The sequence below is a fragment of the Bhargavaea cecembensis genome (assembly GCF_000826125.2).
Lineage (GTDB): Bacteria > Bacillota > Bacilli > Bacillales_A > Planococcaceae > Bhargavaea > Bhargavaea cecembensis_B.
Map to the genome: position 1 here is coordinate 635,229 of NZ_LN651373.1, position 26,527 is coordinate 661,755.

Genomic DNA, 26,527 nt, shown 5'->3' on the forward strand with positions numbered 1-26,527 from the left:
TGACACTCGGCTGTCCTCCGATTACACTCAAACCCGCTCCGATGACACTCGCCTCCTGTGTGTCAACGCCCGCCCGATGAAATCCGTCCTATTGTCTTGTATAATTCAAACTGTATGAGAGGAGTGCAACGTTTTGTCGAAATCATTGGTGCTTGCAGAAAAGCCGTCCGTCGCCCGGGATATCGCCCGCGTGCTCGGATGCAACCAGAAAGGGAACGGCTCGCTCGAAGGGCCGAAATATATCGTCACCTGGGCGCTCGGCCACCTCGTCACACAGGCCGACCCCGAACAGTACAACCCGGGCTACAAGGAATGGAAAATGGAAGACCTGCCGATCCTTCCCGATCCGTTCAAGCTCATGCCGATCCGCCAGACGACGAAGCAGTACAATGCCGTCAAGGCGCTTCTGAACCGCGGAGACGTGAAGGATGTCATCATCGCGACGGACGCCGGTCGCGAAGGGGAGCTCGTCGCCCGCTGGATCCTGGAGAAAGCGAAATCAAAAAAGCCGATCCGGCGGCTGTGGATCTCGTCTGTCACGGACAAGGCGATCCGCGACGGGTTCAATCACCTCAAGGACGGCCGCGAATACGACAATCTGTTCCGGGCGGCGGAAGCCCGGGCGGAGGCCGACTGGGTCGTCGGGATCAACGCGACGCGCGCCCTGACCGTGAAGCACAACGCCCAGCTGTCGACCGGCCGCGTCCAGACGCCGACGCTCGCAATGATCGCGGAGCGGGAGCGCCAGATCAACGGATTCAAGCCGAAGTCGTTCTACGGCGTCCAGGCGCTCACCGACTCCGGACGGTTCACGTGGGCCGGCGGAAAATCCGGCGACGGACGCACGTTCGACCGGAATGAAGCCGAACAGGTCCTCGGGAAGCTCGAACGACTTCATGAAGGCACGATCACGGAAGTGAAGCGCACGCCGAAACAGCAGCCGGCTCCGCCTTTATTCGACTTGACGGAACTGCAGAAGGAGGCGCACAAGCGATGGGGCTGGTCGGCGAAGGAGACGCTCAACACGCTCCAGGGCCTGTATGAGACGCACAAAGCGGTAACGTACCCGCGGACGGACTCCAAGCATCTCACGTCCGACATGGCCGATACGCTGAAGGACCGGCTGGACGCCGTCCGTCTTGCGCCGTACCGGAAAGACGTCGCGGCGATCATGAGGGCCGGCGTGCCGAAGCCGCAGAAAGGCGTCATCGACGACGGGAAAGTGAGCGATCACCACGCCATCATCCCGACCGAGGAGCCGGCGGTGCTCGAGCGGATGTCCGACGCGGAGAAGCGGCTGTTCGACCTCATCGTCAAGCGGTTCCTCGCCGTCTTCTCGGGAGCTTACCGATATGAAGCGGTGACCGCCGTGCTCGAAGCGGGCGGCGAGCGCTTCCATGCGAAGGGACGGACGATCAAGGACGAAGGCTGGCGTGCGGTGTACGGGCTCGACGCGGAAGAAGAGGACGACAAGACGCTGCCTCCGTTTGAAAAAGGCGAGAAGCTCGGCATCCGGGCNCGCGTGACACATGCGGGAATTGCAACCGGCCCCGCTCCGATGACACCCGGCTGTCCTCCGGTTACACTCAAACCCGTTCCGATGACACTCGGCTGTCCTCCGATTACACTCAAACCCGCTCCGATGACACTCGCCTCCTGTGTGTCAACGCCCGCCCGATGAAATCCGTCCTATTGTCTTGTATAATTCAAACTGTATGAGAGGAGTGCAACGTTTTGTCGAAATCATTGGTGCTTGCAGAAAAGCCGTCCGTCGCCCGGGATATCGCCCGCGTGCTCGGATGCAACCAGAAAGGGAACGGCTCGCTCGAAGGGCCGAAATATATCGTCACCTGGGCGCTCGGCCACCTCGTCACACAGGCCGACCCCGAACAGTACAACCCGGGCTACAAGGAATGGAAAATGGAAGACCTGCCGATCCTTCCCGATCCGTTCAAGCTCATGCCGATCCGCCAGACGACGAAGCAGTACAATGCCGTCAAGGCGCTTCTGAACCGCGGAGACGTGAAGGATGTCATCATCGCGACGGACGCCGGTCGCGAAGGGGAGCTCGTCGCCCGCTGGATCCTGGAGAAAGCGAAATCAAAAAAGCCGATCCGGCGGCTGTGGATCTCGTCTGTCACGGACAAGGCGATCCGCGACGGGTTCAATCACCTCAAGGACGGCCGCGAATACGACAATCTGTTCCGGGCGGCGGAAGCCCGGGCGGAGGCCGACTGGGTCGTCGGGATCAACGCGACGCGCGCCCTGACCGTGAAGCACAACGCCCAGCTGTCGACCGGCCGCGTCCAGACGCCGACGCTCGCAATGATCGCGGAGCGGGAGCGCCAGATCAACGGATTCAAGCCGAAGTCGTTCTACGGCGTCCAGGCGCTCACCGACTCCGGACGGTTCACGTGGGCCGGCGGAAAATCCGGCGACGGACGCACGTTCGACCGGAATGAAGCCGAACAGGTCCTCGGGAAGCTCGAACGACTTCATGAAGGCACGATCACGGAAGTGAAGCGCACGCCGAAACAGCAGCCGGCTCCGCCTTTATTCGACTTGACGGAACTGCAGAAGGAGGCGCACAAGCGATGGGGCTGGTCGGCGAAGGAGACGCTCAACACGCTCCAGGGCCTGTATGAGACGCACAAAGCGGTAACGTACCCGCGGACGGACTCCAAGCATCTCACGTCCGACATGGCCGATACGCTGAAGGACCGGCTGGACGCCGTCCGTCTTGCGCCGTACCGGAAAGACGTCGCGGCGATCATGAGGGCCGGCGTGCCGAAGCCGCAGAAAGGCGTCATCGACGACGGGAAAGTGAGCGATCACCACGCCATCATCCCGACCGAGGAGCCGGCGGTGCTCGAGCGGATGTCCGACGCGGAGAAGCGGCTGTTCGACCTCATCGTCAAGCGGTTCCTCGCCGTCTTCTCGGGAGCTTACCGATATGAAGCGGTGACCGCCGTGCTCGAAGCGGGCGGCGAGCGCTTCCATGCGAAGGGACGGACGATCAAGGACGAAGGCTGGCGTGCGGTGTACGGGCTCGACGCGGAAGAAGAGGACGACAAGACGCTGCCTCCGTTTGAAAAAGGCGAGAAGCTCGGCATCCGGGCGTTTTCCATGACGGAAGGGCAGACGAAGCCGCCAGCGCGGTTCAATGAAGGCACGCTCCTCGCGGCGATGGAAAACCCGGCGCAGTTCATGGCCGGCGAGTCGAAGGACCTGATCCGCACGCTCGGGGAAACCGGCGGGCTCGGAACCGTCGCGACCCGTGCCGACATCATCGACAAGCTGTTTAATTCATTCGTCATCGAGAAGAAAGGCAATGACATTTACACGACTTCCAAGGGCCGCCAGCTGCTCGAGCTCGTCCCGGAAGACCTGAAATCGCCCGCGCTCACCGGCGAGTGGGAACAGAAGCTCACGAAGATCGCGAAAGGCGAACTGCCGAAAAAGAAATTCATGGACGAAATGACCGCATTTGCAAAGCAGGCGGTATCGGAAGTGAAAGCGTCCGACAAGAAGTTCAAACACGACAATGTTACCGGCAAAATGTGCCCGGACTGCGGCAAGCCGATGCTGGAAGTGAACGGCAAGCGCGGCAAGATGCTCGTCTGCCAGGACCGCGAATGCGGACACCGCCAGCGCGTGTCCCAGCTCACGAACGCCCGCTGCCCGAACTGCCACAAGAAGCTCGAACTCCGCGGGGAAGNGGATTCAAGCCGAAGTCGTTCTACGGCGTCCAGGCGCTCACCGACTCCGGACGGTTCACGTGGGCCGGCGGAAAATCCGGCGACGGACGCACGTTCGACCGGAATGAAGCCGAACAGGTCCTCGGGAAGCTCGAACGACTTCATGAAGGCACGATCACGGAAGTGAAGCGCACGCCGAAACAGCAGCCGGCTCCGCCTTTATTCGACTTGACGGAACTGCAGAAGGAGGCGCACAAGCGATGGGGCTGGTCGGCGAAGGAGACGCTCAACACGCTCCAGGGCCTGTATGAGACGCACAAAGCGGTAACGTACCCGCGGACGGACTCCAAGCATCTCACGTCCGACATGGCCGATACGCTGAAGGACCGGCTGGACGCCGTCCGTCTTGCGCCGTACCGGAAAGACGTCGCGGCGATCATGAGGGCCGGCGTGCCGAAGCCGCAGAAAGGCGTCATCGACGACGGGAAAGTGAGCGATCACCACGCCATCATCCCGACCGAGGAGCCGGCGGTGCTCGAGCGGATGTCCGACGCGGAGAAGCGGCTGTTCGACCTCATCGTCAAGCGGTTCCTCGCCGTCTTCTCGGGAGCTTACCGATATGAAGCGGTGACCGCCGTGCTCGAAGCGGGCGGCGAGCGCTTCCATGCGAAGGGACGGACGATCAAGGACGAAGGCTGGCGTGCGGTGTACGGGCTCGACGCGGAAGAAGAGGACGACAAGACGCTGCCTCCGTTTGAAAAAGGCGAGAAGCTCGGCATCCGGGCGTTTTCCATGACGGAAGGGCAGACGAAGCCGCCAGCGCGGTTCAATGAAGGCACGCTCCTCGCGGCGATGGAAAACCCGGCGCAGTTCATGGCCGGCGAGTCGAAGGACCTGATCCGCACGCTCGGGGAAACCGGCGGGCTCGGAACCGTCGCGACCCGTGCCGACATCATCGACAAGCTGTTTAATTCATTCGTCATCGAGAAGAAAGGCAATGACATTTACACGACTTCCAAGGGCCGCCAGCTGCTCGAGCTCGTCCCGGAAGACCTGAAATCGCCCGCGCTCACCGGCGAGTGGGAACAGAAGCTCACGAAGATCGCGAAAGGCGAACTGCCGAAAAAGAAATTCATGGACGAAATGACCGCATTTGCAAAGCAGGCGGTATCGGAAGTGAAAGCGTCCGACAAGAAGTTCAAACACGACAATGTTACCGGCAAAATGTGCCCGGACTGCGGCAAGCCGATGCTGGAAGTGAACGGCAAGCGCGGCAAGATGCTCGTCTGCCAGGACCGCGAATGCGGACACCGCCAGCGCGTGTCCCAGCTCACGAACGCCCGCTGCCCGAACTGCCACAAGAAGCTCGAACTCCGCGGGGAAGGGGAGGGCCGGATCTTCACTTGCCGGTGCGGCTACCGCGAAAAGCTGTCCGCCTTCGAAAAGCGGAAAGCGAAGTCGAACACCGGCAAAGCTTCCAGGCGGGACATGCAAAAATACATGAAACAGCAGGAAGAACCGGCCAACACGGCGATGGCCGAGGCCTTGAAGAAACTGCTGGAAAACAAAGACTGACGGAAAGGAGGCCCGCCATGGGCAAAAAAGAGAAAGTCCACAAGACGAATGCGGCACGGCAGCTCGACCGGATGAAGGCGGATTACGAGCTGATTGAATATAATGCCGATGACGGACAAATCGACGGGGTTTCCGTTGCCGAGAAGACCGGGCAGGAAAAGGCGACGGTGTTCAAAACGCTCGTCTCGACTGCCGGAACGGGCAAATACTTCGTCTTCGTCATTCCCGTCGATGATGAACTCGACCTGAAAAAAGCGGCGAAGGCGGCAGGGGAGAAGAAAATCGACATGCTCCATCTGAAAGACCTGACCGATGTCACGGGATATGTCCGGGGAGGCTGCTCCCCGCTCGGCATGAAAAAAGAGTTTCCGACATTCATCGATGAATCGGGCGCGGCGCTGGAGCGGATCGTCGTGAGTGCCGGGAAGCGCGGCCTCCAGATGAAGCTTGACCCGAAGGTGCTGGCAGCGGCGGCTGATGCGGAATTCGCCCCGCTCGTCAAATGACCCGGGTACCGGCCCGCGTCCCGGCTTCGGAAGGAAGGGTCGCCATGCATCGGACCCAGATTTGGCGCTGGGTGTTTTTCTTTGCCGGGCAGCTCATCCTGTCGCTCGGCATCACGATGACGATCAAAGGGGAACGGCTCGGGATCGGGCCGTGGGACGTGCTGCACGTCGGCCTGTTCCGAAACTTCGGCCTCACGATCGGCTCCTGGTCGATCATCACCGGACTCCTCATCGTTTCCGGAACGGCGGTCGTCCTCAGGAAATGGCCGCAGATCGGGACGTGGCTCAATATGCTGCTCATCGGCCTGTTCATCGACTTCTTCTACTGGCTGCTGCCGGACATCGGCTCGCTCGCGGGGCAGACCGGAATATTCATCGCGGGGACGGCGATCATGGCCGTCGGCATCGGCATGTACGTATCGCCGAACATCGGTGCCGGCCCCCGGGATACCCTGATGCTCATCATCACGGACCGGACGGGCTGGAGCGTGAAGAGGGTCCGGACCGGGCTCGAAGTGACGGTCGCCATCGCCGGCTGGGCGCTCGGCGGCCCCGTCGGCGTCGGAACGGTCGTGATCGCGCTCTTCCTCGGACAGCTCGTCCACCATTCGATCCCGTGGTTCCGCACGCTTCTCCTGAGAGTATGCCGGGGAGATGAAACGGCGCTCGGAGGCACGCCGGCAAAATGAACGAAGCACGGACCCTTTGAACCGGGTGCCGTGCTTTTTTGCCTTTCCGCTGCATATATTATCCCGTCAAGAAAGAAAGGATGATCCGCTTGAACGGGAAGGTCACTTCATTCATGGGAACCGCCTACACAGGCGATGGCATCGTCCACAAATACGGGGAGCTGCTCGGCAAGGCATCGAAGGCGGTCCTCCTGAAAGCCCCGCCGACCGGTGCGCTGTCCAACCTCCTGCGGGAAATCGGGGCCCACTATACGAAGCGCGGCCGGGACATCGAGCTGTTCCATGATCCGCTCACGGCGGACGGGGTAGACGCGGTCTACATCCCGAAACCGGGGTTCCTGTTCGCCCAGGCCTCGCACCCGGTGCCGCTCGAGCCGGCCCACATCGGCGGACCGCACCGGGTCGTGACATTTTATGACGCCTACGACGAAGACCGGCTCCGGCTCCAGAACGGCTTCATCCGGGAGACCGCCGAAAAGGGCGACCGGGCGCTCGGCAAGACGCTCGCAGCGATGAAAGAGGCGAAGGAACTCCACGACAAATGGGAAAAAGCGAACCAGAGCCGGATGTCCTGGGAACTCGCCGATGCACTCGCGGACAGCCTAAAGAAAACGCTTTTCGGCGACATGACGCTGAACAAACCGGCGGCGGTCTCGAACCGGTTCATCGGCACGCTCACGCTGGACGGAGCACGCGACTTTTTCCCGGACGTGACGAAAGACCTCCGGCGACGGCTGCTCATCAAAGCCCACCCGGGGACCGGAAAGTCGACGCTCATGCGGGCGATCGGAAAGGAAGCGGAGCGACGCGGCTTTGACATCATGTACGGCTGGTGTGCGCTCGATCCCGGCAGCATCGACCTTGTCATTATTCCGGAGCTGTCCGTCTGCCTGTTCGACGCGACGAACCCGCACGAATACAACCCCGAGCGCGAAGGCGATGAAATCATCGACATGGCCGGAATGTGCCGGGAGGATCCGGAGGCCGAAAAGAAGGCCGGTGTGATCGCGGACGCCTACCGATCCCGCATCCTGGACGGCCGGGCATGGATGAACAGCTACGCCGAAACCGTCCACGCCGTCCGCGCCAGAATGGACAGCGCCATCGACCCGGAAAAATGGGCGGCAAATGTCGCAAGGGTAAAAGAACAACTGTAGAAAATTAAGGCCGCTGCACTGGGGAGCATCCAGTGCAGCGGCTGTTTTTTGTGCAGGCGGGATGGAGGCGGGGCGGATTTGCAATATGGACGGCAGATTTGCAATATGGAAAGTAGATTTACAATATGGAGAGCGGATTTGAAATATGGAAAGTAGATTTACAATATGGAGCGTGAATTTAAAATATGGACGGCGGATTTACAATATGGCGGGCGAATTTGAAATATGGGAGGCAGATTTACAACATGGAGAGCGGATTTGAAATATGGAGAGTAGATTTACAACATGGAGAGCGGATTTGAAATATGGGCGATAGATTTACAATATGGAGAGCGGAATTGAAATATGGAGAGTAGATTTACAATATGGAGAGCGGATTTGAAATATGGAAAGTAGATTTACAATATGGAGAGCAGATTTGAAATATGGACGACAGATTTACAATATGGAGCGTGAAATTAAAATATGGACGGCGGATTTACTATATGGCGTGCGGATTTGAAATATGGAGAGCAGATTTACAATCTGGAGCGTGAATTTAAAATATGGACGGCGGATTTACAATATGGAAACTGAATTTACAACATGGAGATTGAATTTGAAATCGAGCCTCATCCTTTCATTCCCCCCGAAGTTTGATAAAGTGGAAGGACAGGCATCAATTAAAGGGGGACAGGCCATGGCGTGGCTGTATGTACTGTTTGCGGCAATTATTGAAGTGTTCTGGGTGGTCGGACTCACCCACTCGGAGACGTTCCTCGAATGGGCGGGTACCGTGGTGGCCATCGTTTTCAGCTTTTATTTCATCATCAAGGCATGCGAAAAGCTGCCGTCCGGGACGGTGTACGCCGTGTTTACCGGTTCCGGGGCGGCGGCGATCGTGCTCGTCGACATCATCATTTTCGGGGAGCCGTTTGCGCCGGTCAAACTCATCTTCATTGCACTCATCCTGATCGGGGTCGCCGGCATCAAGCTGACGGATGACGCCGGCGGGGAAGGGGGCGAAGGCTGATGGCGTGGTTCTATCTGTTCCTGGCGAGCTTCGGGGAGATCTTCGGGATGATGACGATCAACCTGTATCTGAGAGACAAAAAGTGGTGGCGGCTCATCCCGGTCGTCCTCACGTTCGGCTTCGGCTTTTTGTTCCTGTCGCTCGCGATGCGTGATTTGCCGATGGGAACCGCGTATGCGATCTGGACGGGATTCGGGGCGGCGGGGGCCGTGCTCATCGGAATTTTGTTTTTCCATGAGCCCGCGGGCTGGAAACGGCTGCTGTTCATCGCGCTCATCATTGCAGGGGCGGCCGGTCTGAAGCTGTTCGGCTGACCGTTCCGGCAAGTGCGGACGGCGGCTCTGTGTTAAAATGGGGATATCATGTTGGCTGAAAGGAAGATCTTCTTTGTCAAAGATTCTAAATCAATTTCTCGAAGAAAACCTGCAGGAACTGAAGGGCGCAGGCCTGTATAACGAAATCGATCCGGTGGAAGGCCCGAACGGTCCGAAAATCAAGGTCGGCGGCAAAGAGCTCATCAACCTGAGCTCGAACAACTACCTCGGCCTCGCGACAGATGCAGACCTGAAAAAGCTCGCGAAGGATGCCGTCGACAAATACGGCGTCGGGGCAGGCGCCGTCCGGACGATCAACGGCACGCTCGACATTCATCTGAAGCTCGAGGAGAAACTCGCCGAGTTCAAAGGGACCGAGGCGGCGATCGCCTACCAGTCCGGCTTCAACTGCAACATGGCGGCGATTTCCGCGGTCATGGACAAAAACGACGCCATCCTGTCCGATGAGCTGAACCACGCCTCGATCATCGACGGCTGCCGGCTGTCGCGCGCGAAAATCATCCGCATCAACCACCAGGACATGGACGACCTGCGCAAGAAAGCGAAAGAAGCGACCGAGTCCGGCCAGTACAATAAAGTCATGTACATCACGGACGGCGTGTTCTCGATGGACGGCGATATTGCGAATCTGCCGGGGGCAGTGGAGATCGCCAAGGAATTCGATCTCATCACGTACGTCGACGACGCCCACGGCTCCGGCGTGACCGGCAACGGCAAGGGGACCGTGAAGCAGTTCGGCCTTGAGAAGGAAATCGACTTCCAGATCGGCACGCTCTCGAAGGCGATCGGCGTGGTCGGCGGCTACGTTGCAGGGAAGCAGCAGCTGATCGACTGGCTGAAAGTCCGCTCCCGCCCGTTCCTCTTCTCGACGGCGATGACACCGGGCGACGTGGCCGCGGTCATCGGGGCCGTCGACAAACTGCTCGCCTCGAGTGAACTCGTCGACAAGCTGTGGGAGAACGGCAACTACTTGAAAGACGGGCTGAAGAAGCTCGGCTTTGACATCGGCCATTCCGAAACGCCGATCACACCGTGCATCATCGGCGAAGAAAAGCTCACCCAGCAGTTCTCGAAGCGCCTCATGGAAGAAGGCGTCTATGCAAAATCGATCGTCTTCCCGACAGTCCCTCAAGGCACCGGCCGCGTCCGCAACATGCCGACCGCCGCCCACACGAAAGAAATGCTCGATGACGCGCTCGCCGTCTACGAGAAAGTCGGCAAGGAACTCGGCGTCATCAGCTGAGGAGGAATCCTGTGAAAAAGCGTGACGAGGAACAGATCCAGCTTCAACACCCGGAGGGAAAGAATGCTGCGAAGATCCTAAAACGAAGGTACGACGCGATCCGGTTGGCGATCCTCGAAGAAGTGGACGCTGCCGGAGAGATCTCCTTCATGGACCTCATCGAACGCGCCCCGAAACGGCTTTCCCACTTTGACGGCAAGACGGAGTGGTACATCACCGCCGTGAAGCTCGACATGGAAGCCCGGGGAGAACTCGAGCGATTTGAGCAACAAGGCCGGCAGTACATCAAAAAACCATGAAAAAAAGAGGCATCCGGAAATCCGGTGCCTCTTTTTTATTGGAATCTAATCCGGCGGGCCGCCGATGACACTCGAAGCCATTGCGATGACACTCGGACCCTCTGCGATGACACTCGGAGCCTTTGCGATAACACTCAGGCCACCTCCGATGACACTCGAAGCCTTTGCGATCACACTCGAAGCCTTTGCGATGACACTCGGAGCTTATGCGATGACACTCAGGCCACTCCGATGACACTCGAGCCCTCTGCGATCACACTCGCGGGCCACCTCCGATGACACTCGAAGCCATTGCGATGACACTCGGACCCTCTGAGATGACACCCGAGCCCTCTGAGATGACACTCGAGCCCTCTCCGATGACACTCGGACCCTCTGCGATCACACTCGCTCCACCTATACCCAACCTCTCCGGGCACGCCGGCTCACACCGGCCGGCGCACTTCTTCCGCGAAGACGGTGACGATCTCACCGTCGCCGAGCTCCACGTCATATTGGACGATGCCTTCCATGTCCCGGATGTCTATGATCAGTCCGCGGCGTCCATCCTTCAGTTCGACAGCAGTGTTCTCGACAAATTGAATCATCGATCATCCCTCCTGTGCGTTTTTGGATTGGCCCACTTGATCCTCCATCTTTTGAAAGTTGTGATGCAGCAGATAGTGCTGGATGCCGGTCGACGTTTCTTTCGCGAGCCCGGCTTCTCTCCGGAACTCCTCCGTGTTGCCTTGTTGTTTCGCGAGGACTGCATAAATCGTGTGTTTCATCCATTCGTCGGAGATCCCGTCGGCGATGGACCGCGCTTTGTCGAGATTCCCGTTCAGCGCGTTGCCGTACGCGTAGTAGTACGACCGGAGCGGTCCGGGGTTGATCTTCGCGGCGGCGGACAGGACTTCTTCCCCGTCTCCGCGGGTCACGCCGAGCAGCGCGCCGTACACGTGCCGGGTATCGCCACGGGTGCTCTTTTCCATGATGGTGCGCAGCGATTTCTGGATGTCTTCGTCCGATCCGTGTCCGACATTGTAGGCGTAGTAGAAGATCGGCTTGCGGTAATTCCGCAGCAGGAAGCGGTCGATCGCGCGCACGTTCTGCGACTTGTAGACGGTGTAGAAGGTCGGGAGGGTCGTCACGGCCATGTATACCGCAACAATGACAAGCAAGATCAGCCAGAAAGGCGCCCGTGCCAACAGGAGGAGGAACGCGGCGGCCGACAGTACGACAAGCAGGATCAAAAATTGAACGACAGCATTCAAAGCGGCACCTCGGTCTTTTTCTTTATTATACCAACGCCCCGCCGACAGTGAAAGGATTCCGTTGTTGTGCTTTTGGCAGCTACATTTTATAATAGGGAACATAAAAGGATAGCCCCATCAAGGCTTTATCTAAATATAATGTACACCACAGAAATACAAATGAATGTCTGAGGAGTGAATCGGATGAAGAAGATCATGGTGACCGGCGCGCTTGGCCAAATCGGATCGGAACTGACCGGAAAGCTGAGAGGGCTTTACGGCGCTGAAAATGTGCTTGCGACCGATCTGCGCAAGCCTGCGGAAGGCTCTTCTGCGGAAAATGGCCCGTTCATGCAGCTGGACGTGACGGACGGGGAGCGCATGCACGAGCTGGCCAAGTCGTTCGGCGCGGACACGCTCATCCACATGGCAGCACTCCTGTCGGCGACTGCGGAACAAAAGCCGCTTCTCGCCTGGAACCTGAACATGGGCGGGCTCGTCAACGCGCTTGAAACGTCGCGGGAACTCGGGCTCCAGTTTTTCACGCCGAGCTCGATCGGGGCGTTCGGTCCGTCGACGCCGAAGCACAACACGCCGCAGGACACGCTCCAGCGTCCGACAACGATGTACGGGGTCAATAAAGTCGCCGGCGAGCTGCTCTGCGATTATTACTTCTCGAAGTTCGGCGTCGACACGCGCGGCGTCCGGTTCCCGGGGCTGATTTCCTACGTGGCGCTTCCGGGGGGAGGCACGACCGATTACGCGGTTGATATTTACTACAAGGCGCTTGAAGAAGGAACGTACACGTCGTTCATCGCGGAAGGCACTTACATGGACATGATGTACATGCCGGACGCCCTGCAGGCGATCGTCGACCTGATGGAAGCAGACCCGTCGAAACTCACCCACCGGAATGCATTCAACGTGACGGCGATGAGCTTCGAACCGTCCGAGATCGGTGCCGCCATCCAAAAGCACATTCCTGAATTCCGGCTTGAGTACGATGTCGATCCGGAGCGGCAGGCGATCGCGGAAAGCTGGCCGGATTCGATCGACGCCACCGCCGCAAAAGAGGAGTGGGGCTTCAAGGCCCGGTATGACCTCGACTCGATGACCGCGGACATGCTGGAGAAACTGAAAGCGAAACTTGGAAAATAAATGAAAGGAGGCACTGCCGGGGGAATCCGGGCGGTGTCTTTTTTTTGTACCGGTGACCGGGCCGGACGGATCCGGTAGCTGAATGAGAAGGGGATGATACAAAATGAAAGAGATAACAATCCGGCCAGTCGGGGAGGCTGCTCCGCTTGCCGTTTTCCTGGCCGCCATCAACCGGGATCACGGACGGCATATCGGTTATTGCGGAGCGGAGCCGGAGGAAATCCGGCATACGCTCGAAGGGGATTTCTCGGATTTCGGCCTGGCCCGGTCCTTCTGGGTCGCTGAAAGAGAAGGCCGGATCATCGGGGCGCTTGGCCTGGATGCGGATTCCGAAGAAGGAAGCGCGGAAGTGTGGGGTCCGTTCGTCGCGTCCGGGCAACCGTTCCGGGAAGTTGCAGCAGCGCTCTGGCATACGGCGATGGATCCGGCCGGCGAGACGATCAGTCGTTTTGATTTCTTTGTGAATGAAGAAAACACGGACGCAGCGATCTTCATCGACAGGCTGGGCGCTGAAAAGACCGGACATCATCTCATCCTCGGCGCGGACGGCGCAGCGCAGCTGCCCGCAGAACATCCGGCCGTCCCGTTCAGCCCGGCTTATGAAGAGGCATTTATCCGACTGCATGATGAAACGTTTCCGGGAACGTATTATTCGGGTGCAGACATTCTGTCCAGGCTGGACGGCCGAAATGGGCTGTTGGTCATCCCTGACGGAGAAGACCGGATACGCGGCTATGTGTATGTGGAGGCCGACCCGATCCACGGCGACGGAAGCATCGAATTTCTCGCCGTCTCCCCGGACCATCGCCGCCAAGGTCTCGCCACCCGGCTGCTTGAAGCGGGGCTTGCCGAGCTGCTGAACCACGACCAGATCGACGAAATCCGACTTACGGTCGAGGCTGAGAATGAAGCCGCGCTCGGGCTCTACGAAGCGGCGGGCTTCCGGACGATTCACCGCATGACCGCCTGGAGGCTGGAGGAAGCGGGGAAGTGAGAGTCCGGCCTTGAAACAGGACGGCCAGTTCTGATTCCCCCCAGCCGCTCATCCCACCAAAAAACCGGCCCCCCATGAGAGAGAGCCGGCTTTGCTTTTTGATTTTCCTCAGAACAGCAGGTGGGCGATCACGGAGATGATCGGCAGCGCAATGATGGTCCGGAGGATGAAGATGATGAACAGTTCAAAGAAGTTCACCGGGATTTTCGAGCCGAGGATCAGGCCGCCGACTTCCGACATGTAGATGAGCTGCACGACGGAGATGGCGGCAACGGTGAAGAGCGTCACGTCGGAAGTGATCGTGCCGGCCGCGAGGATCGACGGCAGGAACATGTCCGCAAATCCGACAATCATGAGCGGGGCCGCCGCGGCGGCTTCCGGGATCTGCAGGAGTGCCAGATACGGTTCGAACGGCTTCCCGATGATCTGGAAGAAGCTTGTGTACTCAGCGAGGATCAGTGCGATCGTCCCGAATGCCATGACGACCGGGATGACGCCGAACCACATGTCAAAGACGTTTTTCATGCCGTCCGAGATCGTCTTGCCGATGTTCCGGTTGGCGTGCGCTTTCGTCAGGGCGTTTTCCACGCCGTGCGTGAATGAGTTATACCCTTCAGGCACTTGCTCTCCCTTGCCCGTGAATGGGCGGCCGTCGATGTATTCCTCTTTCTTTCTCGAAAGGGGATAGATCCGCGGCATGATGAGCGCCAGGATGAGCCCGGTGATGACGACCGTCCCGTAGAACGGAAGGAAATACTTTTCCATGTTGACCGTTCCGATGATGACGATCGAGAAGGTGATCGAGACGACGGAGAACGTCGTGGCGATGATGGCAGCTTCTTTTTTCGTGTAGTGGCCTTCCTGGTACTGCTTGTCGGTCAGGAGGACGCCGATCGTGCCGTCTCCGACCCAGGAAGCGAGCGCGTCAATCGACGAGCGGCCCGGCAGCTTGAACAGCGGGCGCATGATCTTCACCATCATCGTGCCGAAGAATTCAAGCAGGCCGAAATTCATGAGAAGCGGCAGCAGCAGTCCGGCAAAGATGAAAATCGTGAACAGGAAGGTGACGAGCCCATCGGCCGGATCCAAGAGGAGGCCGCCTGTGCCGCCGCTCCAGATCGCTTCCGGCCCGAGTTGGAAGGCGGTCATGACTGCAAATATGGCCCCGATCACACGGGTGATCGTCCAGAACAGCGAAACACCGAACAGATTTGACCAGAAACCCCGTTCTTCCGGTGTTTTCTTCGGGGCGAACAGCATGATGACCGATCCGAGCGCTGCGACGACGAGCACGGCGACCGCCACCCATGTGATGATCGGCACGATGATGCCGGCGAGCCAGTTGGCGAGGATGGCGATCGGCACGATCCAGTCGCCTTCATATTTGATCGGCACCATGAACAGGAAGACGCCGATGATCGACGGGATGAGGAACCACAGCCACGTCGACGAACCAAATTTCTTCATTTCTCTTTTCCCCCATCATTTATTTTGCCCGGATGGCCTGTATGTATTGCTTTACATATTAATTCACTTAAATGAATAAGTAAATGCTCCATTTAAAGTGAGTGAATTCAGACAGCTCCGGGCAGGAAAAACCCCCTCTCCACAATAGCCGAGGAGAGGGGGCTTCGTCAAAATGATTTTTCAAAATCGTTGTGCCAAGGGTACTGATAAAACTTCTCTTTCGTGAAGCGCTCGACCGCTTCGGGATTGCCTTCGGCGAGTTGCTTTTCCATTTCCTTCATCATCCAGACGGTCTGGGATGCGTGGGCGTTCAGCGTATTGATCTTCCGCGGCAGCATGTCCTCCACGTCATGGACGATATCCGGTTCGCCGAGATCGGCGGCCGTTTCGTTCGCGAAGGCGACCGCATACAGCTTCGGCCGGTCCGCTTCCGGAATCCGCCGGACCGCACGGACGACCGCGCGTGCCGTCGCTTCATGGTCCGGATGGACGGAATATCCGGGATAGAATGTAATGATGAGCGACGGGTCCGTCTCCTCGATGAGGTCCGTGACGAGCTTCACCATCTTCTCGTCGTCTTCGAATTCAACCGTTTTGTCGCGGAGTCCCATCATGCGAAGGTCCTCCAGGCCCATTGCCTCGCAGGCGGCCTTCAATTCATTCTTCCGGATATCCGGAAGTGTCTCGCGCGTGGCGAACGGCGGCATGCCGAGGTTCCGGCCCATCTCGCCGAGCGTCAGGCAGGCGTACGTCACCGGCACGCCCATCTGGATGTACGTTGAAATCGTCCCCGATACGCCGAACGCTTCGTCATCCGGATGGGGGAAGACGACGAGCACATGGCGTTCTTTTTCGATTGGCATTTCGGTCATCTCCTTAATAGGCAAATGGCGTTTCGCTCAGCTCAAGGGCGACGGCGAGCTTTCCGGTCCCGTCAAACCCGGCCATGAGCAGGCGGCCATATTCGTCGATTTCATAATGAGTGATGCCCTGTGCATAAACCCAGCCGTACGGCAGCTTCAGTCCGACGCGGTGCGGCGAATCCCCGACGACCTTGCCGAGTTCATAACGCACCTGCACGTTCCGGATGAATGCACCCGCATTGAAGAATCCTTCATTGAAGTGGGCCGCATACGAGCCATTCGTCGTCTCGAGGTGGACATACACCTCTTTGCCGGCAAACGCGTCGATGTGGCGCTGCAGATCCTCCCGATTCACTTTTTCCATCAGCCATTCAGCCCTCCTCGGAAAACTTCTCACGTGATTAAGTATAGAGAACATCCGCACCGAATGCGATTTGCGCGCTCAAAGGAGCCGGCGGGCGGGAAGACCTCAGCCCTCGAATCAAAAAAAGACGGCCGGGGAGCTTGTCCCGGCCGTCTCTCCATGAGTTCATTCAGATCTCTTTTACAGTCACGTCCGGGACGCCGAATTCATTTTTCGCGCCGTGGAGGACGGGGCCGACGAATTCGTTCAGCTGCCAGCCGTGCACGATGGCGGCGGCGACGAATTTCTTCGCTTCAAGGACGGCTTCTTCCACGCCGAGTCCGTTCGCGAGGTTCGCCGTAATGGCGGCCGCGAACGTGCAGCCGGCGCCGTGGTTGTAGGTCGTGTCGACTTTTTCTGTTTCCAGAAGGAGGAATTTGTCGCCGTCAAAGTACAGGTCGGCCGCTTTTTCGTGCTGCAGGCGCTTGCCGCCTTTGATGACAACATATTTTGCGCCGAGTTCATGGAGCTTCTCGGCCGATTTTTTCATGTCATCGATCGTTTTGACCGGACCGAGGCCCGAGAGGAATCCGGCTTCGAGCAGGTTCGGGGTGATCACTTCCGCAACCGGAAGGAGATGTTCGATCATCGCGTCGACCACGCCCGGGTTGAGGACTTCGTCTTCGCCCTTGCACACCATGACCGGGTCGATCACGACATGGGACGTGCCGGATTCGCGGATGCCTTCGCCGGCTGTCCGGATAACGTCTTCCGTGCTCAGCATGCCGGTCTTGAGGGCATCGACGCCGACCGAAAGCGCGGTCTTCAGCTGTTCTTTCAGGACATCGATCGGAAGTGTATAGACGCCGTGGTTCCAGTTGTTGTCCGGGTCCATTGTGGCAATGACGGTGATGGCGGTCATGCCGTACGTGCCGTGTTCCTGGAATGTTTTCAGGTCGGCCTGGATGCCGGCGCCGCCCGATGTATCAGATCCTGCGATTGTGAGTGTCTTTTTCAGTGCCATCTTCAGGACTCCTTTTCTCGTGGTTTCACTCCTTTATTGTAACAGGAAACAGCCGGATAATCGAAATTTCTGCAAAGGGGACAGGCGGTGTCGACAGCGCCATACGCGTTTTTTCGGGCGGAATCGGGTAGAATTAAAAGAATCAGATAGAATCAGAGCAACGACCGCCCGTTCGGCGGGAAAGGAGGCACACCATGGCAGACCGGGACGGAAAAGAGACCGGCCGCAAACGGGATGAGGAAGAGGCGGCGGTGACGGTCGACGAAACATGGGAGGCGCCCGCTCCGGCGTCCGGCAGAAGGTCGGAAAGCAGGAAAGGACGGCGCGCGCTCAAAATATTCCTCTGGGCGGCCATTCCACTTCTCCTCCTGCTGATCCTCGTGCCGTTCATCGCCATCCGGATGCTCGTCGGCGGCAGCACATTCGTGGAAGACAAGGGCGCGGTCGTCCAGCGGGTGCAGGAGCTGAACGAGCTTGCGACTGCGGAGGCGTACACGAAGGTGATCATCGAACGCACCGACAACGAACTGTTCGGCCAGAGCATCGGCCTCGATATCCCGGGGACGAAGCGCCATCTGCTCGTCGTCATCCCGGGCTCGGTGAAGGCGGGGATCGATTTCAGCCAGGTCGGTGAAGGAGACATCAAGCTGGACAAGGACGCCGGGACCGTCCAGATCACCGTTCCGGAACCGGAATTCCTCGGCGAGCCGGACATCCGGTTCGATGACGTCGAGATTTATTCCCAGGAAGGGCTGTTCCGGGACAAGGCCGATATCAAGGAAGGCTATGAACTCGCCCGGGAGGCCCAGTCGATGATCATCGATGAGGCGACCGAGCAGGGCGTGCTGGAGACGGCCCGCCGGAATGCGGAAACCGCGGTGAAGGAGATGTTCTCGTTCGCAGGGTATGAAGTCGAAGTCGGATTCAAGGAGTGATCGGATTGGTGAAGGATATTCTGAACAACGACTGGCAAGATGAGCTGGAAGAGGAATTCCGCAAGCCGTACTACGCAAAGCTCCGCGATTTCCTGAAGGAGGAATACGGCAGCCGGGAGATCTATCCGCCGATGCATGACATCTGGACGGCGTTCGAACTCACGCCGTATGAACAGGTGAAAGTCGTCATCCTCGGCCAGGATCCGTACCATGGGCCGGGACAGGCGCACGGGCTGAGCTTTTCGGTGAAGACCGGCGTCCGGAAGCCGCCGAGCCTGCGCAATGTGTTCAAGGAGCTGCAGTCGGACATCGGCTGCGGGGAACCGGAGGACGGGATGCTGACGGGCTGGGCGCAGCAGGGCGTCATGATGCTGAACACCGTGCTCACCGTGCGGGCGGGAGAGGCGAACTCGCACCGCGGGCACGGCTGGGAAACGTTGACCGACGAAGTGATCAAGAAACTGTCGGAGCGGGAAAAGCCCGTCGTGTTCGTCCTCTGGGGCAAGCCCGCCCAGCAGAAGAAAAAGCTGATCGACTTGTCGCGCCACGCCGTCATCGAATCGCCGCACCCGAGTCCGCTCAGCGCGAAGCGCGGGTTCTTCGGCAGCCGTCCGTTCTCGAAAGTGAATGAGCAGCTGCGGGAGTGGGGCGAAGAGGAGATTGACTGGTGCCGGACGAAGGCCTGACCGGCGTGCCTCGTCCGGAGCGCATGGTAAAATGGTCGGGTGAATGGATTGGAGGAGGATCGAATGGTGCCGATTGAACGGATCACCGAAGAGATGGAGCGTCGTCTGCACGAGGCGAAAACCGCGCGGGATGAAGGGCAGCGGCGCGAGGCGTTCGCCGCCATCCGCTCCCTGGCCGAAGTCGCGCTCGGCGGCAGGCCGCAAAGCCGGATACCCGAAGTGAAGCCAATGCCGCTGTCCGGGCCTCAGCCGCTTCCCGGCGTGCAGCCGGTCCCGCAGGCAGCGCCGAAGCGGGAGGAAGACGGAGCGAACGGCGACTCCATCTTCGATTTTTGACAGATCAAACGAGATTGACCGAAAGAAGGGGAAAATGAGTGAAATTCTTTTTGATGGCCGGCGCAATCAACGCATTGATTTCCGTAGCGGCCGGCGCATTCGGCGCCCATGGGCTGGAAGGCAAGCTGAACGACCATTACATGAGCGTCTGGGAAAAGGCCGCACAGTATCAGATGTACCACGCGATCGGCCTCATCATCATCGGCGTGCTCCAGCATCCGTCGCTGCTCGGCAGCCTGACGTCGCTGAACTGGGCGGGCTGGATGCTGTTCGCGGGGATCATCCTGTTCTCCGGCAGCCTGTACGTGCTCGCGCTCACGCAGATCGGCGTGCTCGGCGCGATCACGCCTTTCGGGGGCGTTGCGTTCATCGTCGGCTGGCTCATGCTCGCGATCGCCGCGGCCAAGCATCTGGGCTGACCAGGTTGAAAAAGGGACATCCAGATCGGCCGCGGCCGTCCGGATGCCCCTTTTTTCATCTCGGCGTCTGTTCAANTGAAGACCGGCGTCCGGAAGCCGCCGAGCCTGCGCAATGTGTTCAAGGAGCTGCAGTCGGACATCGGCTGCGGGGAACCGGAGGACGGGATGCTGACGGGCTGGGCGCAGCAGGGCGTCATGATGCTGAACACCGTGCTCACCGTGCGGGCGGGAGAGGCGAACTCGCACCGCGGGCACGGCTGGGAAACGTTGACCGACGAAGTGATCAAGAAACTGTCGGAGCGGGAAAAGCCCGTCGTGTTCGTCCTCTGGGGCAAGCCCGCCCAGCAGAAGAAAAAGCTGATCGACTTGTCGCGCCACGCCGTCATCGAATCGCCGCACCCGAGTCCGCTCAGCGCGAAGCGCGGGTTCTTCGGCAGCCGTCCGTTCTCGAAAGTGAATGAGCAGCTGCGGGAGTGGGGCGAAGAGGAGATTGACTGGTGCCGGACGAAGGCCTGACCGGCGTGCCTCGTCCGGAGCGCATGGTAAAATGGTCGGGTGAATGGATTGGAGGAGGATCGAATGGTGCCGATTGAACGGATCACCGAAGAGATGGAGCGTCGTCTGCACGAGGCGAAAACCGCGCGGGATGAAGGGCAGCGGCGCGAGGCGTTCGCCGCCATCCGCTCCCTGGCCGAAGTCGCGCTCGGCGGCAGGCCGCAAAGCCGGATACCCGAAGTGAAGCCAATGCCGCTGTCCGGGCCTCAGCCGCTTCCCGGCGTGCAGCCGGTCCCGCAGGCAGCGCCGAAGCGGGAGGAAGACGGAGCGAACGGCGACTCCATCTTCGATTTTTGACAGATCAAACGAGATTGACCGAAAGAAGGGGAAAATGAGTGAAATTCTTTTTGATGGCCGGCGCAATCAACGCATTGATTTCCGTAGCGGCCGGCGCATTCGGCGCCCATGGGCTGGAAGGCAAGCTGAACGACCATTACATGAGCGTCTGGGAAAAGGCCGCACAGTATCAGATGTACCACGCGATCGGCCTCATCATCATCGGCGTGCTCCAGCATCCGTCGCTGCTCGGCAGCCTGACGTCGCTGAACTGGGCGGGCTGGATGCTGTTCGCGGGGATCATCCTGTTCTCCGGCAGCCTGTACGTGCTCGCGCTCACGCAGATCGGCGTGCTCGGCGCGATCACGCCTTTCGGGGGCGTTGCGTTCATCGTCGGCTGGCTCATGCTCGCGATCGCCGCGGCCAAGCATCTGGGCTGACCAGGTTGAAAAAGGGACATCCAGATCGGCCGCGGCCGTCCGGATGCCCCTTTTTTCATCTCGGCGTCTGTTCAAAGTAGTTGAGTTCCTCGTCGAACTCCGCATAGTCGAAGTAGATCATCGGGAACAGGAACCGGTGGTCGGTCCGCGCCTCGCGCAGGATCACGTGGTCACGGCCGGCCGCCTCGACGAATCCGCGCACCGTCTTCGTCGTCGTGCCCCGCTCGCCGTGCTCGAACGAGAAATGGAACGTCCCCGGCTGCCCCCGGTTCAGCCGGAAGATGTTTTCGATATAGGACTGTTCCCCCTGGGGCTGCGGCCGGCCGCCTGCCGGGAGCGTCACCTGCGGGGGCATCGTCTGCTGGGGGACGGCCGGCTGCATCGGGACCGGCCGGATGTTCGGATTCCAATAATACTGGACCATCTGGATCCACCTTTCATTTTCGGATTAGAGTTGCGGACAGTCGGCTGCGGACGGGGAATAAAAACAGTGCGCCTTGTAGCGGCCGGTGTTCCACTGGTTGTACCACTGGGCGGGGCACGTCCCGGAAGGCTCGAAAAACCAGAGCGACCGGGTCGCCGGATGGAACCGCTCCCCGGCGATCACGCGCCGCGCCAGCCGGATGTCCTGGTCCCGCGCCCGCTGATAGAAGTAGCTTTGCGTCGTCGCCTCGAAACCGCCGGGTGACTGGAACACCATCTCCTGGATCGACCGGATCTTCCGGAAATCCAGACAATCGCCGCGCACGCGGTTGACCCCGACGTTCCCGACCATCAGCATGCCGAGCTCGCCTTCGCCTTCCGCCTCCGCCCGTATCAGCCGTGCGAGCAGCTGGACTTCCTTTTCATTCGCTGCGACTACCGGCATCGCCTGACCTCCTCGGAATGACTATATGAGCGGAAGCGGGGGTACATTCCTGTATAGCGGATCAAACAGGACAGGAGAGTGGAAGAATTGGCAATGGACAACACAGTCTATGAATTCATGCAGCGGTATGATGACGGGGCATTAAAGACGAAAGACGGCCTTGAAGCCTACTTCGGTGAATACCCGGAGATCTTCGGCGAGTACTTCCCGAAGCACTGCCCGAAAACGGATGAGCGCCTCATCCGGGCGATCGAGGGGTACCCGGGGAAGATCAAGGACATCGAGTCGGCGGGCCAGCGCCTTCCGGAAGAGATCGAACGGATCGAAGCCGCATACAGGGAACTGACGGGAATCGATCCGGACATGGACCATCATCTGTTCGTCGGCACGTTCGGCTCGAATGCCTTCATCGGAGGGGAAAATAAAACCGACGCCTTCTATGCGCTCGAAATGCTGTCGCCGGACCCGCATGACCTGCGGACCGTCGCAGCCCATGAAACCGGGCACGTCGTCCAGTACCGCATGTCGACCGCAGCCGGAGGGGACACATGGTGGCGGCACGTCGAATGGGACCATCCCGCGGTGACGCTGCTGTCGGAAGGCGGAGCGGTCCACCTGTCGAAACTCGCCGTCCCCGGCCTCGACGAGCCCTCCTACACGTCGTTCGGAACCCTGCCGGAAGAAGGATACGGCTTTTTCATGGGGAATAAACGGATGCTCAAAGAAGAATTCAGCCGGGATATGGAAAGCGGATGGAACGAGGAAAAGAACAAAGAATGGTTCCGGCTGTCCGGCGGCAAGCGCCACGGCTACGCCCGGCTCGGCTATTACCTCGCTGCCGAATTCATCGAACGCCGCGCAGAACTCCGCGGCATGGAACCGGCCCTCACCGACTGGGACCGCCTGACCCTGGAGGAAGAAGTACGGGATNGATCCACCTTTCATTTTCGGATTAGAGTTGCGGACAGTCGGCTGCGGACGGGGAATAAAAACAGTGCGCCTTGTAGCGGCCGGTGTTCCACTGGTTGTACCACTGGGCGGGGCACGTCCCGGAAGGCTCGAAAAACCAGAGCGACCGGGTCGCCGGATGGAACCGCTCCCCGGCGATCACGCGCCGCGCCAGCCGGATGTCCTGGTCCCGCGCCCGCTGATAGAAGTAGCTTTGCGTCGTCGCCTCGAAACCGCCGGGTGACTGGAACACCATCTCCTGGATCGACCGGATCTTCCGGAAATCCAGACAATCGCCGCGCACGCGGTTGACCCCGACGTTCCCGACCATCAGCATGCCGAGCTCGCCTTCGCCTTCCGCCTCCGCCCGTATCAGCCGTGCGAGCAGCTGGACTTCCTTTTCATTCGCTGCGACTACCGGCATCGCCTGACCTCCTCGGAATGACTATATGAGCGGAAGCGGGGGTACATTCCTGTATAGCGGATCAAACAGGACAGGAGAGTGGAAGAATTGGCAATGGACAACACAGTCTATGAATTCATGCAGCGGTATGATGACGGGGCATTAAAGACGAAAGACGGCCTTGAAGCCTACTTCGGTGAATACCCGGAGATCTTCGGCGAGTACTTCCCGAAGCACTGCCCGAAAACGGATGAGCGCCTCATCCGGGCGATCGAGGGGTACCCGGGGAAGATCAAGGACATCGAGTCGGCGGGCCAGCGCCTTCCGGAAGAGATCGAACGGATCGAAGCCGCATACAGGGAACTGACGGGAATCGATCCGGACATGGACCATCATCTGTTCGTCGGCACGTTCGGCTCGAATGCCTTCATCGGAGGGGAAAATAAAACCGACGCCTTCTATGCGCTCGAAATGCTGTCGCCGGACCCGCATGACCTGCGGACCGTCGCAGCCCATGAAACCGGGCACGTCGTCCAGTACCGCATGTCGACCGCAGCCGGAGGGGACACATGGTGGCGGCACGTCGAATGGGACCATCCCGCGGTGACGCTGCTGTCGGAAGGCGGAGCGGTCCACCTGTCGAAACTCGCCGTCCCCGGCCTCGACGAGCCCTCCTACACGTCGTTCGGAACCCTGCCGGAAGAAGGATACGGCTTTTTCATGGGGAATAAACGGATGCTCAAAGAAGAATTCAGCCGGGATATGGAAAGCGGATGGAACGAGGAAAAGAACAAAGAATGGTTCCGGCTGTCCGGCGGCAAGCGCCACGGCTACGCCCGGCTCGGCTATTACCTCGCTGCCGAATTCATCGAACGCCGCGCAGAACTCCGCGGCATGGAACCGGCCCTCACCGACTGGGACCGCCTGACCCTGGAGGAAGAAGTACGGGATTATCTGAAGGAATAATCGGGGACGGCCGTCGGGGCGAGTGTCGACTTCAGGGCGGCGAGTGTCAACTTCGGCGGGTTGGGTGGCAACTTTCGGAGAGCGGGTGTGAACTTTCAGCGATCGAGTGTCAACTTGCGGAAACGGCTGAGAGTTTACCTCCGGACTCCCTGCGATAACACTCGCAGCCTCTCCGATGACACTCACGTCCCCTGCGATGACACTCGGGAGCACTCCGTTGACACTCACGCCCTCCGGACGCGTTCCACCTGCGGACCGGGCACAAAAAAACGGGAAGCCGCATCGGGCTTCCCGTTTTTCTTGTTTGATTAAATGGCAAAGAATTTTTCGCGGTCTTCGTTCTGGAGGATGGTGCCGACGAAGAACGAGCCGAAGACGCCGTAGCGGGCGCTCACTTCGTCGAAGCGCATTTCGTAGACGAGTTTTTTGAACTGGAGGACGTCTTCGGCGAAGAGCGTGACGCCCCATTCATAGTCGTCGAAGCCGACGGAGCCGGAGATGATCTGTTTCACTTTGCCGGCGTATTCGCGGCCGATCATGCCGTGGCTGCGCATGAGTTCGCGGCGGCGGTCCATGTCGAGCATGTACCAGTTGTCTTCGCCTTCGCGTTTTTTGTCCATCGGGTAGAAGCAGACGTACTGCCAGCGCGGGAGTTCCGGATAAAGGCGGCCGCGGACGTACGGGTTCTGGTACGGGTCTTCGTTGGATTCTTTCGCCAGGTAGTTGGAGAGTTCAACGACCGAGACGTACGAGTACGAAGGGAGCGTGTAGTCGGCGATCGCGAGCTTGTTGAACTCGGCTTCAAGCTGCTGGAGTTCGTCCATCGTCGGACGCATCGTCATGAGCATGAAGTCGGCTTTCTGGCCGACGATTGTATAGAAGGCGTGGCTTCCGGTCTTTTCGTCATCGGCTTTCTGGAGCTTATCAAGAAAAGCGATGAATTCGTCCGTTGCGGCTTTGCGTTCTTCCGCCGGGAGCGCTTTCCATGTGGCCCAGTCGACCGTGCGGAAATCGTGGAGCACGTACCAGCCGTCGAGAGTGATTGCAGCTTCGTTCATTGATCGAACACTCCTTTGAGATCAGATAGCCCAAGTGTAGCATAAATATTGCGGAAAACCGGAGGCGCAAACCCCGGTGTCACATCATTGTTGAAAAGGCCGTTACTTTTATCGGGCGTCCGGTTTGTGTATGCTTAGCTGAGGAAAATGTGTTCCCGGCGAGCCGGGAATGGAAGGTCAGGAGAATGAACGATGGATTTGACGACCGAACTTCTGCAGCCGCCGTCGTGGCGTTTCATCGATCAGTCGGTGAGCGGCCTCGGCCGGTCTGCGCTTGAATCATTTGCAATGGACGATACGCTCTGCCATCTTGTCGGGCAGGGGATGAGCGCGCCCGCCGTCCGGACGTGGGTGCATGACCGGACCGTCGTGCTCGGCATCCAGGATCACCGGCTGCCGTTCATCGGCGACGCCGTCTCGCTTCTCGAGACGAACGGGTGGCGGCCGATCGTGCGGAATTCCGGCGGCCTGGCGGTCGTGCTGGATCCGGGCGTGCTCAATATAACGATCGCGCTGACGGAGAGGGGACGGCCGATCGACATTCCGGCCGGCTATGAAGTGATGCTGGAGTTCGTCCGGCTCCTTCTCCCGGAAGCGGCGGACCGGATCGAAGCCTATGAAATTGTCGGCTCATACTGTCCGGGTTCGTATGACCTCAGCATCGGCGGGCGGAAATTCGCCGGCATTTCCCAGCGGCGGCTGCGCGGCGGCATCGCCGTCCAGGTGTATTTGTGTGCCGGAGGGAGCGGTGCGGAACGTGCGGAGCTCATCCGGGATGTGTATGAGACGGGGCTCAACGGCGAAAAGACGAAATTCCAGTACCCGTCCATCCGTCCGGAAGTGATGGCATCCCTCACCGAGCTGCTCGGCAAGCCTGTCACCGTCTTTGAGCTCAACACCCGTGTCCAACAGCTGCTCCATGCGCTGTCCGGCGGCGTGGACCGGACCTTGCTGGAAGGCGAAGAAGTCGAACTGTATGCGAAGTACCTGAAGCGCGTCGTCGAGCGGAACGCGAAGCTGCTGGAAGGGATCTGAGCCAACA

At 59.4% G+C, this 26,527-nt stretch carries 30 protein-coding genes and 2 pseudogenes; 21 read left to right on the forward strand and 11 right to left on the reverse strand.

Going from position 1 to position 26,527, the window contains the following annotated elements:
* Nucleotides 1-148 precede the first annotated feature (148 nt).
* The 10 genes and pseudogenes from topB (at nt 149) to BN1189_RS08785 (ending at nt 10,514) form a co-directional block, all read left to right on the forward strand.
* Nucleotides 149-1,681 (forward strand): DNA topoisomerase III, encoded by a 1,533-nt coding sequence (gene topB, locus BN1189_RS08740; RefSeq protein ID WP_441296268.1) that lies wholly within the window; start codon nt 149-151, stop codon nt 1,679-1,681.
* A 53-nt stretch (nt 1,682-1,734) separates the two neighbouring features.
* On the forward strand, nt 1,735-3,885 hold the full coding sequence (locus tag BN1189_RS08745) for a DNA topoisomerase III (RefSeq protein ID WP_082194206.1): 2,151 nt from the start codon (nt 1,735-1,737) through the stop codon (nt 3,883-3,885).
* Nucleotides 3,780-5,273, forward strand: a pseudogene (locus BN1189_RS08750) (DNA topoisomerase); the annotation flags it as partial. The gene BN1189_RS08745 and the pseudogene BN1189_RS08750, both read left to right, overlap by 106 nt.
* A 17-nt stretch (nt 5,274-5,290) precedes the next feature.
* A complete protein-coding gene (gene ybaK, locus BN1189_RS08755) occupies nt 5,291-5,779 on the forward strand; it encodes a Cys-tRNA(Pro) deacylase (RefSeq protein ID WP_040227470.1) in 489 nt (162 codons plus the stop codon).
* 44 nt (nt 5,780-5,823) lie between these two features.
* Nucleotides 5,824-6,468, forward strand: coding sequence for a YczE/YyaS/YitT family protein (locus BN1189_RS08760; protein WP_040227472.1), 645 nt, complete (start codon nt 5,824-5,826; stop codon nt 6,466-6,468).
* 89 nt (nt 6,469-6,557) lie between these two features.
* Nucleotides 6,558-7,625, forward strand: coding sequence for a hypothetical protein (locus BN1189_RS08765; protein ID WP_040227553.1), 1,068 nt, complete (start codon nt 6,558-6,560; stop codon nt 7,623-7,625).
* Between the two features lie 679 nt (nt 7,626-8,304).
* Nucleotides 8,305-8,637: a DMT family transporter gene (locus tag BN1189_RS08770; RefSeq protein WP_040227474.1), complete on the forward strand. Its 333-nt coding sequence runs from the start codon at nt 8,305-8,307 to the stop codon at nt 8,635-8,637.
* On the forward strand, nt 8,637-8,951 hold the full coding sequence (locus tag BN1189_RS08775; RefSeq protein ID WP_040227476.1) for a DMT family transporter: 315 nt from the start codon (nt 8,637-8,639) through the stop codon (nt 8,949-8,951). The genes BN1189_RS08770 and BN1189_RS08775 overlap by 1 nt, the downstream gene beginning before the upstream one ends.
* A gap of 73 nt (nt 8,952-9,024) precedes the next feature.
* Nucleotides 9,025-10,215: a glycine C-acetyltransferase gene (locus BN1189_RS08780; RefSeq protein ID WP_040227478.1), complete on the forward strand. Its 1,191-nt coding sequence runs from the start codon at nt 9,025-9,027 to the stop codon at nt 10,213-10,215.
* Between the two features lie 11 nt (nt 10,216-10,226).
* Nucleotides 10,227-10,514 carry a DUF6958 family protein gene (locus BN1189_RS08785; protein WP_052455774.1) on the forward strand — a complete coding sequence of 96 codons (288 nt, stop codon included), beginning with the start codon at nt 10,227-10,229 and terminating at the stop codon, nt 10,512-10,514.
* A 425-nt stretch (nt 10,515-10,939) separates the two neighbouring features.
* Here the strand turns inward: BN1189_RS08785 and BN1189_RS16100 are convergent, their stop codons facing one another.
* Both BN1189_RS16100 and BN1189_RS08790 read right to left on the reverse strand, forming a co-directional pair.
* Complete coding sequence (locus BN1189_RS16100; protein ID WP_179860936.1) at nt 10,940-11,101, reverse strand: hypothetical protein; 162 nt, start codon at nt 11,099-11,101, stop codon at nt 10,940-10,942.
* A gap of 3 nt (nt 11,102-11,104) precedes the next feature.
* A complete protein-coding gene (locus BN1189_RS08790) occupies nt 11,105-11,767 on the reverse strand; it encodes a hypothetical protein (RefSeq protein WP_143242283.1) in 663 nt (220 codons plus the stop codon).
* A 183-nt stretch (nt 11,768-11,950) separates the two neighbouring features.
* On the opposite strand from BN1189_RS08790, the gene BN1189_RS08795 reads away from it, so the two are divergent.
* Together BN1189_RS08795 and BN1189_RS08800 are read left to right on the forward strand one after the other, a co-directional pair.
* Entirely contained in the window at nt 11,951-12,904 is a 954-nt protein-coding gene (locus tag BN1189_RS08795; protein WP_040227482.1) for an L-threonine 3-dehydrogenase, read from the forward strand.
* 103 nt (nt 12,905-13,007) lie between these two features.
* On the forward strand, nt 13,008-13,898 hold the full coding sequence (locus BN1189_RS08800) for a GNAT family N-acetyltransferase (RefSeq protein WP_052455775.1): 891 nt from the start codon (nt 13,008-13,010) through the stop codon (nt 13,896-13,898).
* A 108-nt stretch (nt 13,899-14,006) separates the two neighbouring features.
* On the opposite strand, the gene BN1189_RS08805 is transcribed toward BN1189_RS08800, so the two are convergent.
* From BN1189_RS08805 to thiD, 4 genes are all read right to left on the reverse strand, one after another.
* The gene (locus BN1189_RS08805) at nt 14,007-15,365 is read right to left on the reverse strand and encodes a YjiH family protein (protein ID WP_040227484.1); all 1,359 of its coding nucleotides are present in this window, start codon (nt 15,363-15,365) and stop codon (nt 14,007-14,009) included.
* Nucleotides 15,366-15,532: 167 nt separating this feature from the next.
* Nucleotides 15,533-16,228: a bacillithiol biosynthesis deacetylase BshB2 gene (gene bshB2, locus BN1189_RS08810; protein WP_040227486.1), complete on the reverse strand. Its 696-nt coding sequence runs from the start codon at nt 16,226-16,228 to the stop codon at nt 15,533-15,535.
* A 13-nt stretch (nt 16,229-16,241) separates the two neighbouring features.
* On the reverse strand, nt 16,242-16,592 hold the full coding sequence (locus BN1189_RS08815; protein ID WP_040227488.1) for a YojF family protein: 351 nt from the start codon (nt 16,590-16,592) through the stop codon (nt 16,242-16,244).
* Nucleotides 16,593-16,761: 169 nt separating this feature from the next.
* The gene (gene thiD, locus BN1189_RS08820; protein ID WP_040227490.1) at nt 16,762-17,595 is read right to left on the reverse strand and encodes a bifunctional hydroxymethylpyrimidine kinase/phosphomethylpyrimidine kinase; all 834 of its coding nucleotides are present in this window, start codon (nt 17,593-17,595) and stop codon (nt 16,762-16,764) included.
* Nucleotides 17,596-17,789: 194 nt separating this feature from the next.
* Between thiD and BN1189_RS08825 the strand changes: the two genes are divergently transcribed.
* The 7 genes and pseudogenes from BN1189_RS08825 (at nt 17,790) to BN1189_RS08855 (ending at nt 21,242) form a co-directional block, all read left to right on the forward strand.
* Nucleotides 17,790-18,530, forward strand: a complete 741-nt coding sequence (locus tag BN1189_RS08825) for a DUF4230 domain-containing protein (RefSeq protein WP_040227491.1) — start codon at nt 17,790-17,792, stop codon at nt 18,528-18,530.
* 8 nt (nt 18,531-18,538) lie between these two features.
* Nucleotides 18,539-19,216, forward strand: coding sequence for a uracil-DNA glycosylase (locus tag BN1189_RS08830; protein WP_373604623.1), 678 nt, complete (start codon nt 18,539-18,541; stop codon nt 19,214-19,216).
* 63 nt (nt 19,217-19,279) lie between these two features.
* Entirely contained in the window at nt 19,280-19,552 is a 273-nt protein-coding gene (locus tag BN1189_RS08835; protein ID WP_040227494.1) for a YwdI family protein, read from the forward strand.
* A 38-nt stretch (nt 19,553-19,590) separates the two neighbouring features.
* Nucleotides 19,591-19,971 carry a DUF423 domain-containing protein gene (locus BN1189_RS08840; protein ID WP_040227496.1) on the forward strand — a complete coding sequence of 127 codons (381 nt, stop codon included), beginning with the start codon at nt 19,591-19,593 and terminating at the stop codon, nt 19,969-19,971.
* A 66-nt stretch (nt 19,972-20,037) separates the two neighbouring features.
* Nucleotides 20,038-20,487: pseudogene (locus tag BN1189_RS08845) on the forward strand (uracil-DNA glycosylase); the annotation flags it as partial.
* Nucleotides 20,488-20,550: 63 nt separating this feature from the next.
* A complete protein-coding gene (locus BN1189_RS08850) occupies nt 20,551-20,823 on the forward strand; it encodes a YwdI family protein (RefSeq protein ID WP_040227494.1) in 273 nt (90 codons plus the stop codon).
* Nucleotides 20,824-20,861: 38 nt separating this feature from the next.
* Nucleotides 20,862-21,242, forward strand: coding sequence for a DUF423 domain-containing protein (locus BN1189_RS08855; RefSeq protein ID WP_040227496.1), 381 nt, complete (start codon nt 20,862-20,864; stop codon nt 21,240-21,242).
* 55 nt (nt 21,243-21,297) lie between these two features.
* Here BN1189_RS08855 and gerQ read toward each other — a convergent pair whose 3' ends face one another.
* From gerQ to BN1189_RS08875, 4 genes are all read right to left on the reverse strand, one after another.
* The gene (gerQ, locus tag BN1189_RS08860) at nt 21,298-21,666 is read right to left on the reverse strand and encodes a spore coat protein GerQ (RefSeq protein ID WP_040227499.1); all 369 of its coding nucleotides are present in this window, start codon (nt 21,664-21,666) and stop codon (nt 21,298-21,300) included.
* A gap of 24 nt (nt 21,667-21,690) precedes the next feature.
* Nucleotides 21,691-22,110 (reverse strand): cell wall hydrolase, encoded by a 420-nt coding sequence (locus BN1189_RS08865; RefSeq protein WP_040227502.1) that lies wholly within the window; start codon nt 22,108-22,110, stop codon nt 21,691-21,693.
* Nucleotides 22,111-22,251: 141 nt separating this feature from the next.
* A complete protein-coding gene (locus tag BN1189_RS08870) occupies nt 22,252-22,917 on the reverse strand; it encodes a hypothetical protein (RefSeq protein WP_143242285.1) in 666 nt (221 codons plus the stop codon).
* Between the two features lie 145 nt (nt 22,918-23,062).
* A complete protein-coding gene (locus BN1189_RS08875; RefSeq protein WP_040227502.1) occupies nt 23,063-23,482 on the reverse strand; it encodes a cell wall hydrolase in 420 nt (139 codons plus the stop codon).
* Nucleotides 23,483-23,560: 78 nt separating this feature from the next.
* On the opposite strand from BN1189_RS08875, the gene BN1189_RS08880 reads away from it, so the two are divergent.
* Nucleotides 23,561-24,427 carry an aminopeptidase gene (locus tag BN1189_RS08880; protein ID WP_143242286.1) on the forward strand — a complete coding sequence of 289 codons (867 nt, stop codon included), beginning with the start codon at nt 23,561-23,563 and terminating at the stop codon, nt 24,425-24,427.
* 308 nt (nt 24,428-24,735) lie between these two features.
* Here BN1189_RS08880 and hemQ read toward each other — a convergent pair whose 3' ends face one another.
* Nucleotides 24,736-25,485 (reverse strand): hydrogen peroxide-dependent heme synthase, encoded by a 750-nt coding sequence (gene hemQ, locus BN1189_RS08885; RefSeq protein ID WP_040227508.1) that lies wholly within the window; start codon nt 25,483-25,485, stop codon nt 24,736-24,738.
* 192 nt (nt 25,486-25,677) lie between these two features.
* On the opposite strand from hemQ, the gene BN1189_RS08890 reads away from it, so the two are divergent.
* On the forward strand, nt 25,678-26,520 hold the full coding sequence (locus BN1189_RS08890) for a lipoate--protein ligase family protein (protein ID WP_040227511.1): 843 nt from the start codon (nt 25,678-25,680) through the stop codon (nt 26,518-26,520).
* Nucleotides 26,521-26,527: the final 7 nt, after the last annotated feature.

What these genes read in the sequence shown, in the direction of transcription:
- ybaK (WP_040227470.1), top strand. Translation starts at nt 5,291, where the DNA reads ATGGGCAAAAAAGAGAAAGTCCACAAGACGAATGCGGCACGGCAGCTC.
- BN1189_RS08760 (WP_040227472.1), top strand. Translation starts at nt 5,824, where the DNA reads ATGCATCGGACCCAGATTTGGCGCTGGGTGTTTTTCTTTGCCGGGCAG.
- BN1189_RS08770 (WP_040227474.1), top strand. Translation starts at nt 8,305, where the DNA reads ATGGCGTGGCTGTATGTACTGTTTGCGGCAATTATTGAAGTGTTCTGG.
- BN1189_RS08775 (WP_040227476.1), top strand. Translation starts at nt 8,637, where the DNA reads ATGGCGTGGTTCTATCTGTTCCTGGCGAGCTTCGGGGAGATCTTCGGG.
- BN1189_RS16100 (WP_179860936.1), bottom strand. Translation starts at nt 11,101, where the DNA reads ATGATTCAATTTGTCGAGAACACTGCTGTCGAACTGAAGGATGGACGC.
- BN1189_RS08795 (WP_040227482.1), top strand. Translation starts at nt 11,951, where the DNA reads ATGAAGAAGATCATGGTGACCGGCGCGCTTGGCCAAATCGGATCGGAA.
- BN1189_RS08800 (WP_052455775.1), top strand. Translation starts at nt 13,008, where the DNA reads ATGAAAGAGATAACAATCCGGCCAGTCGGGGAGGCTGCTCCGCTTGCC.
- BN1189_RS08805 (WP_040227484.1), bottom strand. Translation starts at nt 15,365, where the DNA reads ATGAAGAAATTTGGTTCGTCGACGTGGCTGTGGTTCCTCATCCCGTCG.
- bshB2 (WP_040227486.1), bottom strand. Translation starts at nt 16,228, where the DNA reads ATGCCAATCGAAAAAGAACGCCATGTGCTCGTCGTCTTCCCCCATCCG.
- BN1189_RS08815 (WP_040227488.1), bottom strand. Translation starts at nt 16,592, where the DNA reads ATGGAAAAAGTGAATCGGGAGGATCTGCAGCGCCACATCGACGCGTTT.
- thiD (WP_040227490.1), bottom strand. Translation starts at nt 17,595, where the DNA reads ATGGCACTGAAAAAGACACTCACAATCGCAGGATCTGATACATCGGGC.
- BN1189_RS08825 (WP_040227491.1), top strand. Translation starts at nt 17,790, where the DNA reads ATGGCAGACCGGGACGGAAAAGAGACCGGCCGCAAACGGGATGAGGAA.
- BN1189_RS08835 (WP_040227494.1), top strand. Translation starts at nt 19,280, where the DNA reads ATGGTGCCGATTGAACGGATCACCGAAGAGATGGAGCGTCGTCTGCAC.
- BN1189_RS08850 (WP_040227494.1), top strand. Translation starts at nt 20,551, where the DNA reads ATGGTGCCGATTGAACGGATCACCGAAGAGATGGAGCGTCGTCTGCAC.
- gerQ (WP_040227499.1), bottom strand. Translation starts at nt 21,666, where the DNA reads ATGGTCCAGTATTATTGGAATCCGAACATCCGGCCGGTCCCGATGCAG.
- BN1189_RS08865 (WP_040227502.1), bottom strand. Translation starts at nt 22,110, where the DNA reads ATGCCGGTAGTCGCAGCGAATGAAAAGGAAGTCCAGCTGCTCGCACGG.
- BN1189_RS08875 (WP_040227502.1), bottom strand. Translation starts at nt 23,482, where the DNA reads ATGCCGGTAGTCGCAGCGAATGAAAAGGAAGTCCAGCTGCTCGCACGG.
- hemQ (WP_040227508.1), bottom strand. Translation starts at nt 25,485, where the DNA reads ATGAACGAAGCTGCAATCACTCTCGACGGCTGGTACGTGCTCCACGAT.
- BN1189_RS08890 (WP_040227511.1), top strand. Translation starts at nt 25,678, where the DNA reads ATGGATTTGACGACCGAACTTCTGCAGCCGCCGTCGTGGCGTTTCATC.